At 64.3% G+C, this 13,198-nt stretch carries 14 protein-coding genes; 11 read left to right on the top strand and 3 right to left on the bottom strand.

All coding sequences use genetic code 11. The features are described 5' to 3' along the window. Positions 1-124: 124 nt before the first annotated feature. The 4 genes from CH302_RS27395 to CH302_RS27380 are packed head-to-tail and all read left to right on the top strand — an operon-like array spanning position 125 to position 2,869. Positions 125-424, top strand: a complete 300-nt coding sequence (locus tag CH302_RS27395; protein ID WP_052047665.1) for a type VII secretion target — start codon at positions 125-127, stop codon at positions 422-424. Further along, a complete protein-coding gene (locus CH302_RS27390; RefSeq protein ID WP_052047666.1) occupies positions 421-1,428 on the top strand; it encodes a WXG100 family type VII secretion target in 1,008 nt (335 codons plus the stop codon). The genes CH302_RS27395 and CH302_RS27390 overlap by 4 nt, the downstream gene beginning before the upstream one ends. Continuing rightward, positions 1,425-2,342: a hypothetical protein gene (locus CH302_RS27385; protein WP_141216743.1), complete on the top strand. Its 918-nt coding sequence runs from the start codon at positions 1,425-1,427 to the stop codon at positions 2,340-2,342. Before CH302_RS27390 ends, CH302_RS27385 begins: the two co-directional genes overlap by 4 nt. 17 nt (positions 2,343-2,359) lie before the next feature. Then, positions 2,360-2,869, top strand: a complete 510-nt coding sequence (locus tag CH302_RS27380; protein WP_094650162.1) for an LpqN/LpqT family lipoprotein — start codon at positions 2,360-2,362, stop codon at positions 2,867-2,869. Here CH302_RS27380 and CH302_RS27375 read toward each other — a convergent pair. Then, positions 2,866-4,233 carry an MmgE/PrpD family protein gene (locus CH302_RS27375; protein ID WP_052047668.1) on the bottom strand — a complete coding sequence of 456 codons (1,368 nt, stop codon included), beginning with the start codon at positions 4,231-4,233 and terminating at the stop codon, positions 2,866-2,868. The two genes, CH302_RS27380 and CH302_RS27375, sit on opposite strands and share 4 nt — an antisense overlap. Before the next feature lie 178 nt (positions 4,234-4,411). Here CH302_RS27375 and CH302_RS27370 point away from each other — a divergent pair, with 178 nt between their 5' ends. Together CH302_RS27370 and CH302_RS27365 are read left to right on the top strand one after the other, a co-directional pair. Next, complete coding sequence (locus tag CH302_RS27370; protein ID WP_037190730.1) at positions 4,412-5,224, top strand: cyclase family protein; 813 nt, start codon at positions 4,412-4,414, stop codon at positions 5,222-5,224. Further along, positions 5,221-6,648, top strand: a complete 1,428-nt coding sequence (locus CH302_RS27365; RefSeq protein WP_037190732.1) for an MmgE/PrpD family protein — start codon at positions 5,221-5,223, stop codon at positions 6,646-6,648. Before CH302_RS27370 ends, CH302_RS27365 begins: the two co-directional genes overlap by 4 nt. Before the next feature lie 58 nt (positions 6,649-6,706). Here CH302_RS27365 and CH302_RS27360 read toward each other — a convergent pair whose 3' ends face one another. Then, positions 6,707-7,534: an HpcH/HpaI aldolase/citrate lyase family protein gene (locus CH302_RS27360; protein WP_037190734.1), complete on the bottom strand. Its 828-nt coding sequence runs from the start codon at positions 7,532-7,534 to the stop codon at positions 6,707-6,709. Next, a complete protein-coding gene (locus tag CH302_RS27355; protein WP_037190737.1) occupies positions 7,531-8,319 on the bottom strand; it encodes an IclR family transcriptional regulator in 789 nt (262 codons plus the stop codon). Before CH302_RS27355 ends, CH302_RS27360 begins: the two co-directional genes overlap by 4 nt. A 210-nt stretch (positions 8,320-8,529) precedes the next feature. On the opposite strand from CH302_RS27355, the gene CH302_RS27350 reads away from it, so the two are divergent. Genes CH302_RS27350 through CH302_RS27330 form a run of 5 tightly spaced genes read left to right on the top strand, consistent with a single transcriptional unit; the run spans position 8,530 to position 13,196 of the window. Continuing rightward, complete coding sequence (locus CH302_RS27350; protein WP_037190739.1) at positions 8,530-9,750, top strand: ABC transporter substrate-binding protein; 1,221 nt, start codon at positions 8,530-8,532, stop codon at positions 9,748-9,750. After that, the gene (locus tag CH302_RS27345; protein ID WP_052047669.1) at positions 9,747-10,736 is read left to right on the top strand and encodes a branched-chain amino acid ABC transporter permease; all 990 of its coding nucleotides are present in this window, start codon (positions 9,747-9,749) and stop codon (positions 10,734-10,736) included. The genes CH302_RS27350 and CH302_RS27345 overlap by 4 nt, the downstream gene beginning before the upstream one ends. Continuing rightward, positions 10,733-11,776, top strand: coding sequence for a branched-chain amino acid ABC transporter permease (locus CH302_RS27340; RefSeq protein ID WP_037190742.1), 1,044 nt, complete (start codon positions 10,733-10,735; stop codon positions 11,774-11,776). Before CH302_RS27345 ends, CH302_RS27340 begins: the two co-directional genes overlap by 4 nt. Further along, a complete protein-coding gene (locus CH302_RS27335; RefSeq protein WP_037191073.1) occupies positions 11,773-12,495 on the top strand; it encodes an ABC transporter ATP-binding protein in 723 nt (240 codons plus the stop codon). The genes CH302_RS27340 and CH302_RS27335 overlap by 4 nt, the downstream gene beginning before the upstream one ends. Further along, positions 12,492-13,196: an ABC transporter ATP-binding protein gene (locus CH302_RS27330; protein WP_037190745.1), complete on the top strand. Its 705-nt coding sequence runs from the start codon at positions 12,492-12,494 to the stop codon at positions 13,194-13,196. The genes CH302_RS27335 and CH302_RS27330 overlap by 4 nt, the downstream gene beginning before the upstream one ends. The last annotated feature ends 2 nt before the right edge of the window (positions 13,197-13,198 follow it).

The following is a 13,198-nucleotide window of genomic DNA, read 5'->3' as shown; positions in this document are numbered from 1 at the left end:
AACGGTACCCGCCGCATTCGCGACTCCGGAATCGGACCGGACGGAACCGATCGGGGCCTACTCGCGTCAAACCCGATGACGCCGATTCACCGGGCGTCGATACGGTACGACTCGGGGGAGCGTCATGACAGTGAATGTGGATCCAGCGATCCTGCGGCAATTCTCGAATGTGTTGTCGGCAACTGGTGGGGTGATCCGTGAGGTGGATGCTCTTGCCCCGTTTCGTGCGTCGGAGAATGCGGTGCAGGGTAGTGACTTTCACGCAGCATGTGCGGCGGCGGCAGCAGCAGCGGCCGGAGCTGTTGCAGCCCTGGCCGGGCGGGCCGAATGCGTCGCGGACATCGCCCGCGGCGTCGCGCAGAACTACGAGATCGCCGACGACGAACTCGCCCGCCGCCTCGCCGCGATGGACCAGCCGAAGTGACCCCCACCGTGCCGCACGTCGCGGGCTGGGAGCCGGAGTCGATGCGCAAGACGATGATCGAACTGTCGGAGATCGTCGAACGCGTCAACGGCCAGCGCACCGGAGTGCTGGAGGAGCAAGACACACTGGCCGAGACGTGGACCGGTGAAGCAGCCGACGCCGCAGCCGAACGCGTGGTGACCGAATGCTCCCGGATGAGCTCCGTGTGCGGTGAGATCGATTCACTCGGTAAGGCATTCGAGACAGCAGCAGGAATGGTCGACGCCGCGAAGGCGCACCTGCAGGCGCAGGTGTCGGCGGCGACGACGAGCGGGTTCGCCGTTCGGGCCGACGGTGTGGTGGATCCCGACGGGATGATCGCGCTGATACCGGACGGCCTGGGCGAGGAGAAGATGCGACAGGCCGACGAACTACGTTCTGCTGCAGCGCAGTTGACCGAGGACATTCAGGGTGCTCTGAAGCAGGCAGACAAGGCCGCACTCGACGCTGCTCAGCAGTTGGCCGAGCCCACGAAGTTGTTGACCGAGCTCGCGCTCACGAGCCCGACCGGGAAGTTCGTCGAGAACCCGGACGGGTCGTTCTCGTGGATGCCGGACTGGCCGACGACCGCAGCAGCCACCGTCATCGGTGGCATGACCGACGTGACGAGGAGGACTCTCGAACTTCCGGGTGTCGGTTCCGTCGACGATGTTGCCAAGAACATCGGTCGGGGGTTGGGGGCGTTCGGCGCGGTGGCGGGAACGGTGCCCTCGATTGCCCACGATATCGATGAGGGGGTGAGCCCCGGCGAGGCGATTGCGGTCAATACGGCGAGTACCGCCGCCGGCCTCGCAGCTGCGAGCTACGTGACCGGTGCCCTGGTGGGAGTCGGTGGTGCCGCGGGTTCGGTGTTTCCCGGGCCGGGCACGGTTGCCGGTGCTGCCGCAGGCGTTGCGTTGGGCGCCCTGGTCGGGGGCTCCGTCAGCCACGGCGTATCGAAGGTCTTCGAATGGACACTGCGATGACCGATCGTGAGGACACAGGCGCGAAGGCGCCTGCGACAGCGAATCCGGGACCTGTGTGGGTGCGGAGGTGGCGCAGTGTCCACCTTGGCTGGCTCGCAGCGGTTTTCGGCATCTGTACGGGAGTGGTGGGACTGCTGGTTGTCGCTGTCCCTGTGATTGCCAGGACGGGCGCAGGCGGCCTCCTGGCACTGTTGTGGCTCGCGTTCTTCGTGCTCCTTCCCTTGGGGATGGCTGTGCCGATGTCCGGCATCGGAGCTGCGCGATTGTCACGTTTCGTGCGGCGGGTCGACGTTGCAGGCGTCGGCGCCGGTTTGTCGGTGCCCGGGCGCGGGGACTTCGTGGCTCGGGCAGGTCTGCTCGCCTTCGCGTCGGTGGTGGGCCTGTCCTACTTCGTATTCAGGGATGACGGACCGGGCCCTCGTCAAGGGAGGGCCGAGTTGCTGACGGCGATAGGCGCGCCGGCATGCTTGGCGTGGTTCGTCCTGGGGTTCGTCATCGTCAACCGCACCAGGGTCTCTCTGCACCCCGAAGGTATTGTCCGACAAATCTATCGGCGTCGTGGGTGGAAGGTGTCGAACGACGTGACGGTCCTGCCCTGGAGCGACATTGCGGATCTGCGCCTGGAGGAGCATCCGAATCCAGCTGTACCGCACCGAGGTGACCTGCCGGTGATCAGAGTCCCGCGCCGATCGAGCGAGACCGACGAGCCGGAGCTGGTCATCATGGCGTGTGAGAAGAAGGTCGAACCGAATACGCTGCTCGCGCTGCTTCTGTGGTGTCGCGACAATCCCTGGGCGCGCGAGCAACTGGGACGCGAGGATGCGCGGGAGTTACTGCGTCCGCCCAGCCTGCGCGAGCGCATCCGCGCCGACCGTGCCGCATCGACTGTCGGTGGAAGGAGCATTGTCCAGTGACGGTTCGAGAAAGGACGATGGGAACCTATCTCCAGCAGCAGGGTGTCGAACTGGCACCGGTGCACCGCGACGAATGCGACAGGTTCGGGCTCGAGCTCCCGGTGCTACCGGACTGGGAGGCTGTTTCCGAGCATCACTTCCCACACGCCACCGCGGTGCTGTCCTCACCGGTGAACGCGGTCGAGGGATTCGTACCGAACGCGGTCGTTCTGGTCGGCAAACTCAGTCGATCGGTCCATCCGGAATCGTTGCTGGACTGCGGCTTCGGTGACTCTCGGGCGCTGCCCGGCTGGGTCGAGATCGGTCACGACCGAGACGCGTTCTGCGGTCTACCGGCCGTCTCGATCGCAGGTCGCTACGACTGCGACGGCCGGTTGCTCTTCGCCCGGACCCGGTACGTCGTTGTCCACCACATCGTCGATCAGTATCTGGTGCAGGTGACCGTCACCGTGCCGGATTCGCTACGGCAAACATTGTCCTGCGCTGTAGACGCATTCGTCGACGAGGTGCGCTTCGGACGAAGCTAGTCCCTGGGCAGCTCGCGCAACAGTGCCGCCACGTCCTCCGTCGCGCCGAGGGCATCGACGATGTCTTCGAGAACGGTGGTATCGGATTCGCCGACCAAGCGAGAGATCTTGGCCCGCAGTGCGGCGTAGTCCATCGGGAAATGGTCGATGTCGCCCACTGGATTCGGGGTGGTCGCGGAGACCGTACGTCCGTCCTTGAATTCGATCGTCACCTCGGCGGCTCGACGCGCGGGCAGCAGAGCATCGAGATCGCTCGATGACGCCACGTCGACCCGAGCGCTGAACAACTCGGCCGCCGCGAAAGTCGCACCTCGAGGATCGAGAGATTCGACGTCTATCGCGTCGGACACGACGGCGGCTGCAACGACGAACGGCAGCGAGAACATGGCGCCCAGCCTGCTGGAGGGGTGTCGGCGAAACAGTGGTTCTGCCAACGAATGCGTTCGCACTCGCACATGTTCGATGTCCTCCGCGGACCATTCGGCATTCGAGCGCAGACTCTGCACGGCGTCGACGGCGGCGTGCGTGTACGAGCAGCTGGCGTGCTGCTTCGTGTAGCCCTCGAGCGTGAGCCATCGATCGCCGAGGTCCTCCGTCAGTCTGGCGGTGTTCAAGGTCCCGACAATCGCGCCCAAGGTGTGCTCGATGGCACCCGAGTTGTGCACCGCCCCCGATCGGGCCAGCCTGGCCGCGTTCAGGCCCGCCCGCGCGGCACCGCCGATCCACAGGTTGCGGGAGAAGTTTCCGTCGAGAACCACCGCCCATGGCGCTACATGAACCAGCGCAGACGAGGAGTCGATCGCTGCGGCAACCTCGTTCGCACCGGCACCGTGTATGAATGCCGCTGCCGTGGCCGCACCGGTAGCACCCCAGTGTCCATGGGTGTGCCAGGAGCTGTTGCGGTTCAGTGCCCAGCCGAATCGGGCAGCAACCTCGTATCCCGCCACGATGGCCGTCAGGAAGGTCGAACCCGAAATCGGCGTCGGTGAAAGCCTGGTCGCGGCGACAGCCGCGGGGAGCACGTGCGCAGCAGGATGACCGGCGGCGTACTTGTTCCCCTCGTCCAGTTCGAGGCAACACGATGCGATCGCGTCGAGCTCGGACGCGGTTTCGACAGTGGTACCTGCGCTTCCACCGATCGGGTGCGTCGATCCGGTCTCTGCAGCCCAGTTCCTTCGCAATTCGACCATCTCGGCGGAGCGGGCACCGGCGAGTGTGACACCCAGTAGATCGAACAGGACCAACCGAACCCGTTCGTTCAGCGGTGCGGTCAAGGGTGCGCCCCTGAGCTCGACCATCACGGCAGCCAGACGATCGACTGCGGCAATATGTTCCGTTGAGCGAAACGCGTGTGAACCGTCCATTCGCGGACTGTAGAAGGTGGAGAACGAAAGAGTCAATGATCGAGACGGGTAACCAGCAGACTGCTACGCTCGTCCTACCGCCGGCGCAACTCTCGGAGAGTCACAAGCGTTCCGGCTAGCGAAACAAAACTACGCTGGTGTGAGGTGCCTGCTCAGCGTCGAACGAGGAGATGAAGCAATGTCCGATCAACTTCTTCGTGCCGTCCAAGGGGGCGTGCACGTAGTCGATCTCGGGAGGCAGCTGAGAGTCGGCATGCCACAGTCACCCAATCATCCGCAGTTCTGGCACACGTTGCCGCGCAGGCACGGTGACATGACCCGAGCGGATGGCGGCAGCGCCGCGAACGACATGATCACCACCGGAACGCATGTGGGCACGCATATCGACGCCCTTGCTCACGTCAGCCAGGACGGCAAACTGCACGGCGGTGCCGATGCAGGTCAGTCCTGCCTCGGTGGGAAATACGTCGAACACGGCGTGCACACCATCGAGCCCATGATCCGCCGCGGTGTGCTGCTGGACATTCCGAGGCGCCTCGGTGTCGGCCGCTGCGAGGGTGGATACGAGATCACCGTCGACGATCTCGAATCTGCCTGTGCAGCCGAGGGTGTCGAGATCGGACCTGGCGATGTCGTCTTGATTCGTAGCGGCTGGGGGCAGTTGTTCGCCGAAGGGCTGCCCTACGTCGGCGGACCGTCCGGCGTTCCCGGAGTCGGAGAAGCAGGTGCGCAGTGGCTGGCGGACAAGGGCGTACACGCTGCGGGTGCCGACACCATAGCGTTCGAGCGGCTCGCTCCCGGCAGCGGCCATGGTCTGCTACCCGCGCACCGGGTTCTCCTGGTGGAGAGCGGAATCTACATCATCGAGGCACTGGACCTCGAAGAGCTCTCGCAGCAGGAACTCTTCGAGTTCACGTTCCTCCTCGTTCCGCTGAACATCTTCGGCGCAACGGGTTCGCCGGTCCGGCCGTTGGCGGTGAGGTCCGCATGACCGAACGCACTCTCGCACAGCACATAGCTCACTTCGCCGCGACCACCCGCTACCAGGATCTACCCGAGGCCGTTGTCGCCTCGGTGGGGATGCGAGTACTGGACACGCTCGGCATCGCGGTGGCCGCCACCGACCTCGATACCAGTCGGGCCGCGACCGCGTGGGCACGAGAACAAGGTGGGTCGGCAACGGCGTCCGCCGTCGGGCTCGACGTTGCACTGCCTCCTGCCATGGCCGCCTTCGTCAACGGCGTGCTCGCACACTCGCTCGATTTCGACGACACCCATCTGCCGTCGATCCTGCACCCGAGTGCCAGTGTGGTGCCTGCGGCACTCGCGGCCGCTCAAGAGCACGGAGCCGACGGTCGAGAACTCGTACGGGGCATCGCGATCGGGCTCGAAGTCTGTGTGCGGATCGGAATGGCGGGCTTCGATCCGGAGACCAAGAATTCGGTGTTCTTCGAGCACGGTCAACACGCCACTTCCATCTGCGGTGCCATGGGCAGCGCCGTGGCTGCAGCGGTCATCGGTGGTGCATCCGAGGATCGGATCGTGGACACGATGGGTATTGCCGCGTCGATGGCGTCGGGCATCATCGAGGCCAACCGCACCGGCGGAACGGTCAAGCGTATGCACTGCGGATGGGCTGCACACTCCGCGCTGTCTGCGGCCGGGCTTGCGCGACACGGGATCACGGGACCGCCGACCGTCCTGGAAGGCCGATTCGGCTTCTTCCAGGCCTGGTTGCACGAGCCGGGTCGAGCCGACGAAATTCTGGACGGGCTCGGCTCCGAGTGGGCCGTTCCCGGAATTTTCTTCAAGCCCTACCCGGCCAACCACTTCACCCATGCTGCGATCGACGCGGGAGCAGCCCTGCGGGCGAGGGGAATCGGGCCGGAGCAGATCGAGAAGCTGGAGCTCGGAGTGCCCGCGGCGAACCTGCGGACGATCGGCGAACCCATCGACGTCAAGCGCACGCCCGAGACCGGATACATGGCTCAGTTCAGCGGGCCCTACGCGGTGGTGGTCGGCCTGCTGGGCGGGGGCGGACTCGGTGCTGCGCTCGAGGATTACACGGACGAGTTGGCGAAGTCAGCCGATCGGCGAGCGCTGATGGCCAAAATCGACGTCGTTCCGGATTCCCGATGCGATGCCATTTTCCCGCATCAGTTTCCAGCGGTACTGACCGCAACCCTGACCGACGGAACAGTCGTCGTCGAAGAGGTGCTGACCACCCGCGGAGGACCCCAACGGCCGCTGTCGTTCGGTGAGGTCTCGACCAAGTTCACCAGCAACGCCGGGCCGTTCCTCTCCGACGTCGAACTGAAGGAACTGGCCGGTCGATGCGATCGGCTCGGGGACCTGACCGACATCGGAACACTGCTCGCGCCGTTGACCGATCTGAAATCGTCCACGCAGCAATAGGACAGTCCTCGGGCACCGTCTTTCCTGTGGCGGTGCCCGAACTGCGGTTTCGACCAGTTCAGGCCCGGGCGAGGATCTCTCGCGCGCCCCGCACCACTGCTTCGTCGACGAATCGGCCGCTGTCGTCCACGGTCGGACCGCCCTGGGCCACGTCGTAGAGTTCCACCAGTCGACGGGCCGCAGCGACATCGTCCGCCGACGGCGTGAGTGCGGCATTGATGATCGGGACCTGGCTCGGGTGCAGTGCCGTCCGGCCGCGGAACCCCATCTGCACGAAACGTGCTGTGGTGGCGACAAATCCGTCCAGGTCGCGGAAATCGGTCGATGTCGGAGCGATCGGCGCGGCCAGACCTGCGGCAGCGCAATCGATCACGACGCTCAGGCGGATGGCGTCGATCATCGACTCGGTGGACTCCGAACGGGTGATCCGCAGGTCTGCGAGCAGGTCGACCTCACCGATCCCGAACGTTCGAACTCTGTTGCACCGAGCCATCTCCGGCAGAGCGCGCAAGGAGTGAGCGGTCTCGATCAGGCCGATCAGCTCGACGTCGGGGAGGTTGCGCATCTCGAGGAAACGGTCCGCACGTGTCAGTGACTCGGTCGAACACTTCGCCACCATGATGCCGGTGGTGCCTGTTCTGGCGACGGCCTCCAGATCCTGCGTCATGAACTCGGGGGTGACTCGGATCCAGATCTGGGTATCGGTCGACGGCGTCGACTCCAACCACTGCGCGACCTCGTTGCGCGCTCGATCCTTGTCCGGCAACGGAACAGCGTCCTCCAGATCGATGATCACCGCGTCGGTGTCTCCGCGCACTGCCTTGTCGAACAGTTCGGGTTTGTTCGCGGGGACGTAGAGGAACGATCGGGCGGAGGTAGGGATCATCGGGCTGCGCGCGCTTCCAGGATGCTGGTGATCGACTGGGCTGCCGCGACAACCTGACCGGCGTGCACGATGTGTTCGTCGTCCGCGGACGAGGAGTAGCGGAAGGCTGGACCGGACGAGCTGACCGATCCGAGTACGTGCCCTGCGGCGTCGAAGAACGGAGCGGCGATCGAGGCTGCACCGGTGTTTCGTTCGTTCGTCGAGGTTGCGTACCCGTTGGTGCGGATCTCGGCGAGGCGAGCGCGGAAGCGGGTCTCGTCGGCGTCGGGGGAACTGCTGCGGAGCTCCTGAAATGCTTCCTGCGCGAATCGATCGGGGAGGAACGCCAGGATCGCTCGGCTCGAGGCACCCGAGTGCAGCGCGTACTGAGGCCCGATCTCAACGACCATCTTGACCTCCTGAGGGCTCTCGTACTGATCCAGATAGACGCGTCGGTGCCCGACAAGCACCGACAGTGTTGCGGTTTCGCGTGTATTCGCCCGCAGCGCGCGGAGCACCGGAGCGGCGATGGAGCGAACGTCGAGCTGGCTCCACGCCTTCGTGCCGAGTCCGATCGCCGCCGGGCCGAGTGAATAGGTCGACTCGCCCGCGACCGGCTGCACGATCGACCGCGACGCAAGCGATTGCAGAATGCGGTGCACCACAGCCTTGCTCAGGTCCAGAGTGCGGGCGATCTCGGACACGCCGAGCGCCCGGTCGGATTGCGCGAAGGCGATCAGTACATCGGCGACACGATCGGCCGACTCGGTTCCGGTCGAGGTCTCCAGTGCAGGCTTGCTGACCATAAGTGCCACCTTTCGGATGTGCAGGCGTTCCGCTGAGCGAACCATACCCGTAACAAGAAATTGACGGAAGGGCCTGTTCTGAGGCCGTGATGCGTGCCATACTCGATTTCAGCGAGATCAATCATCAATCTGATGGTGCGCTCAGCGGAACGGTAGGTTCCGCCCAGTGGTTCGACTCGGCGCCGATGGGCGCGGAAGGCAGATTCGACAATGAAGAAGCTCGTAGGTGTGCTGACAGCCGTTGCAGTCGTGGGTGCAGCAGCGTGTGGTTCCTCCACCGGCTCGGACGACTCCGGCCCCATCAAGATCGGATCGGTTCATCCCACCACCGGAGCTCTGGCAGGTGTGGGCGGATTGATGAACGACGGTGCTGCTCTCGCGGTGGCCGATATCAATGCAGCAGGCGGTATTTCGTCCTTGGACGGTCGGCAGCTGGAGTTGGTGTCGGGTGACAGCCAGGGCAAAGCAGAGGTCGGCCAGAGCGAGGCACAGCGACTGATCGACGACGGCGCGGTGTCGCTCATCGGCACGTACCAGAGTGACGTCACTCAGAACGTCGCCTCGGTCGCCGAACGATCTCGGGTGCCGCTCGTGATCGACGTGGCCGTCGACGACAAGATCCTCGATCAGGGTTACCAGTACTCCTTCCGGATGCAGCCGAACGCCTCCAGCATGGGTACCGACGGTGCCAAGGCACTGGCCGCGATCGAGGAGCAGACCGGCCAGGCCATCGACCGAGTGTCGTACCTGCATATCGAGGGATCCTTCGGCGACAGCGTCTTCAACGCATTCGAGGCCGAGGCAGCCAATCAGGGGATCTCGTCGGTGCAGGAAATCACCTATCCCGCAACCAATTTCTCCGACGCCACCACTCAGGTCCGTGAGGCAGCGGTATCGAATCCCGACGTCATCGTCGCCACCGGCTACTACCCGGACGGTTTGTTGATCGCGCGTGCGGTGCAGCAGCTGAACCTGAACGTCAAGGGTGTCTATGGAATTGCCAACGGCGCGTTCGACGACAGCTCGTTCCCCAGCGATGCAGGCGCGGCCGGCAACGGCGTGTTGAGCGCCAACTACCACTACGACGCCACCAGTGACCGCGTCACCGACATTCGTACGCGGTTCGAGGCTCAGTACGGACGCCCGATGGAGACCGCAGCGATGCTGTCCTACCAGGCGGTCGAGGTCATCGCGGCGGGTCTGAACGACGGCGCCTCCAGCGACCCGGAAGATCTGCGCGAGGCCATTTCCGGCGTCTCGATCGACGACCCGCTCCTCGCGTTCAGCGGACCGATCGAGTTCGACGAGACCGGGCAGAACAAGAACGCGACCGTCATCGTCATGCAGGTCCGCGACGGTGCAGTCGCTCAGGTCTTCCCCGAGGAGTTCGCAACGGACGCACTCGAGTTCCCCGTGGGAGCCGGCCAGTGACGGCCGCTACCTCGACTGCGGAGAGGACGGGTAAGAAAGGTCTGGCCGGGCTCAACCCTGGTATCCCGGTCGCGGCAGCGATCGTCGTCATCATGGCGGTGATCTACCTCGTCGGTGGTAAAGATCAGGGCTTGGTCACGCAGTCGGTCGTCTCCGGACTTCTGCTCGGCGGCGTGTACGCACTGATCTCCGTCGGACTGACGCTCATCTTCGGCGTTCTCGGGATCGTGAACTTCGCCCAGGGCGCGATGCTGACGATGGCGATGTACATCGTGTACGCCCTGTCCAACGCGGGTCTGCCGGTCTATGTCGCAACGTTGCTCGCCGTTCCGGTGATGTTCCTGTTCGGGATGGTCGTGCAGGCAACGCTGCTGACGAAATTGACCATCAGCGGTAGTCACGACGGCCCACTCCTGGTGACCCTCGGCCTGTCGCTGCTGATCATAAACGTGCTGCTGATGATCTTCGGCGGACGACCACAGTCGGTGCAGGCACCGATCGAGGGTTCCCTCGACGTGCTGGGTGCCGTCGCGTCGTGGCCGCGAGTCATCGCATTCATCGGGGCTGCTCTGGTCGCCGTCGCGCTCACCGCGGTACTGAAGCGGACGCCGCTCGGATTGTCCATTCGCGCAGTCGCATCCAACTCCGAGGGCGCCAAGCTGGTCGGCGTCGACATCGGTCGGGTCTACGCGCTCACCTTCGGTATCGGTGCAGCCTGCGTCGCCGTCGCCGGCGGCTTGATGACGCCGTTCACCAGTCTGACGCCGTCGGTCGGAGAACAGTTCACCATCCTGGCGTTCGTCATCGTCGTCCTGGGCGGACTCGGAAGCGTCGTGGGAGCCATGGTCGGTGGCCTCGTCATCGGCCTCGTGCAGACCGTCGGCGCGCTGTATCTACCGGGAACCGGCTCGTTGATCCTGGTGTTCGCGGTGTTCGTTCTCGTCCTGTTTCTCAAGCCCGAAGGATTGTACGGAGCTCGCCGATGACAACGACAACGACCGCACCCACCCCGGTGTCGGACGATCCACGGTTGAAGGACACCTGGCTTCGTCGCCAATTGATCACGCTCGCCATCGGTTTCGTCGTAGTGGCGGCATTGCCGCTGCTGCTCGGTGAGCAGGCGCAGACGGTTGCCGTTCGCACGCTGATCTTCGCCGTGATGGCCGTGGCATGGAACATCATGAGCGGGTTCGGTGGCATGTTCAGCTTCGGCCACGCCGCCTTCTTCGGAATCGGTGCGTACACCGGTGCATATCTGTTGGTCGAACACGGCGTTTCGCCGTGGATCTCGATGGTCGTCGCGGCGATCATCTCGGCGGTGGTGGGAACCCTCATCGCGTACCTGTGTCTGCGTTACCGGCTCGCCGGTTCCTACTTCGCGTTGGCCACGTTCGCCTTCGCGCAGATGTTCCTGCTGCTGGTGCAGAACCTCGAAGTCTTCAACAAGACCGAGGGATTCAATGTGCCCATCCTGCCTCGTGATTCGTGGTGGATGCTGCAGTTCGAGAAGGGCAGCCCCAACTACGTCTGGATTCCCCTCGTCATCCTGGCCCTCGCCGTTCTCGGAACCATCTTCTACACCCGCTCGCGGGCCGGGCAGTTCGTCCAGGCCACCCGCGACGACGAAACCGCGGCAGCCTCACTCGGTATCGACACGATGAAGTATCGGCTGATCGCCGTGGCGGCGAGTTGTGCTCTGACCGCAGTCGCAGGCGTCTATTACACGCAGTACTACTTCTTCGTCGGCCCGGAACAGGCCTTCGGTTCGGCGGTCTCCGTCGAAGCGATCGTCCCGGCCGTCATCGGCGGCATCGGCACGATCTGGGGACCGGTCATCGGCGCTGCCGTGATCGGGCCGCTGTCCGAGTTGATCAACGAGCTGCTGAGAAACCCACCCGCCTTCCTCGAATTCCTGCAGGGAACAATCGGATTGGACGTTGCCGCGTACTCGGTGATTCTGATCGCGATCGTGATCTTCTTGCCCAAGGGAATCTTCGGCACGATCCGTGAGAGGTGGAACCGATGAGCCTGTTGAGCATCGAATCCCTGAGCAAATCCTTCTCGGGTATCCATGCGGTGCGCGACGTCAGCCTCGATGTGCCCGAGCACGAATTCCTCGGCATCATCGGCCCCAACGGGGCAGGTAAGACGACCTTGTTCTCCCTGCTGTCGGGTGAGCAGCCGCCGACCACCGGCCGAGTGATCTTCGACGGTACCGACATCACCGGTTGGCCGGCGAGCAAGATCGCGCGCGCCGGGCTGGTTCGCACCTTCCAGCTGATGCGCCCGTTCGAGTCGATGTCGGTACTGGAGAACGTCACCATCGCCGCATTGTCGAAGCGCAAGTCGCGCAGGGATGCTCGGCGTCACGCCCTCGATGTCCTCGATCGTGTGCAATTGTCCGATCAGGTCGGCGGCAAGGTCTCGGCCATGTCGACGGCGGGATTGAAGCGACTCGAGCTGGCGCGCGCACTGGCCATGGAGCCACGTGTGGTGCTCCTCGACGAGGTTCTCGCCGGGCTGGTCCCAGCCGAGCGTGCGCCGATGATCGAACTGCTGCGCACAGTGCACCAGGAGGGCCAGACGGTGCTGTTCGTCGAGCACATCATGGCTGCGGTGATGGCCCTGTCCGAGCGTCTGGTGGTCATGCACGAAGGTGCCGTGCTCACCTCGGGTGACCCACGCACGGTGGTTGCCGACGACCGCGTCGTCGAGGCATACCTCGGTGAGGAGAAAACAGCATGATGCTCGAAATCGACAACCTGCATGCCGGGTACCGTCGTCTGGAAATTCTGCACGGGTTGACCCTCGCGGTCGACCGCCACGAGATCGTTTCCCTGATCGGTGCCAACGGGGCAGGTAAGACGACAACGCTGCGCGCACTGTCCGGTCTGGTGTCCACCTCCGGCGGTAGGATCATGTTGGACGGCAACGCCATTCACGGCATGCGGGCGGATCGGATCGTGCGAGCGGGGCTCGTGCACGTGGCACAGGACCGAGCACTGTTCGGCAGCCTCACCGTCGCCGACAACCTCGAGATGGGTGCCTACACCCAGAAGCGCAGCGGTGTGAAGGAATCCCTGGACCAGGTCTACGCGCTGTTCCCGATTCTGGCCGAACGACGAGAACAGCGGGCCGACACCATGTCCGGTGGTCAGCAGCAGATGCTCGCCATCGGTCGCGCGATGATGTCGAAGCCGCGAGTACTGACACTCGACGAACCGTCGGTCGGGCTCGCCCCCAAGCTCGCAGCTCAGGTGCTCGACGCGATCGTCCGCATCCGTGATTCGGGTGTCACCGTGCTGATCGTCGAGCAGAACGCAGCACAGGCACTGGCCATCTCCGATCGCGCGTACGTCATCGAGAGCGGGTCGATCGTGTTGACCGGAACCGGATCCGAACTGGCACACGACGAACGGGTCAAAGCTGCCTACCTCGGGATTTAGGA

It is taken from the genome of Rhodococcus sp. 15-2388-1-1a (assembly GCF_002259145.1).
Lineage (GTDB): Bacteria > Actinomycetota > Actinomycetes > Mycobacteriales > Mycobacteriaceae > Rhodococcoides.
The sequence above is the reverse complement of the archived record's forward strand: the minus strand, read 5'-3'. Positions and strand labels throughout refer to the sequence as shown.

Coding starts and splice junctions, on each gene's coding strand:
- CH302_RS27350 (WP_037190739.1), top strand. CDS start 8,530: ATGAAGAAGCTCGTAGGTGTGCTGACAGCCGTTGCAGTCGTGGGTGCA.
- CH302_RS27360 (WP_037190734.1), bottom strand. CDS start 7,534: ATGATCCCTACCTCCGCCCGATCGTTCCTCTACGTCCCCGCGAACAAA.
- CH302_RS27385 (WP_141216743.1), top strand. CDS start 1,425: ATGACCGATCGTGAGGACACAGGCGCGAAGGCGCCTGCGACAGCGAAT.
- CH302_RS27375 (WP_052047668.1), bottom strand. CDS start 4,233: ATGGACGGTTCACACGCGTTTCGCTCAACGGAACATATTGCCGCAGTC.
- CH302_RS27335 (WP_037191073.1), top strand. CDS start 11,773: ATGAGCCTGTTGAGCATCGAATCCCTGAGCAAATCCTTCTCGGGTATC.
- CH302_RS27365 (WP_037190732.1), top strand. CDS start 5,221: ATGACCGAACGCACTCTCGCACAGCACATAGCTCACTTCGCCGCGACC.
- CH302_RS27370 (WP_037190730.1), top strand. CDS start 4,412: ATGTCCGATCAACTTCTTCGTGCCGTCCAAGGGGGCGTGCACGTAGTC.
- CH302_RS27340 (WP_037190742.1), top strand. CDS start 10,733: ATGACAACGACAACGACCGCACCCACCCCGGTGTCGGACGATCCACGG.
- CH302_RS27395 (WP_052047665.1), top strand. CDS start 125: ATGACAGTGAATGTGGATCCAGCGATCCTGCGGCAATTCTCGAATGTG.
- CH302_RS27330 (WP_037190745.1), top strand. CDS start 12,492: ATGATGCTCGAAATCGACAACCTGCATGCCGGGTACCGTCGTCTGGAA.
- CH302_RS27355 (WP_037190737.1), bottom strand. CDS start 8,319: ATGGTCAGCAAGCCTGCACTGGAGACCTCGACCGGAACCGAGTCGGCC.
- CH302_RS27380 (WP_094650162.1), top strand. CDS start 2,360: ATGGGAACCTATCTCCAGCAGCAGGGTGTCGAACTGGCACCGGTGCAC.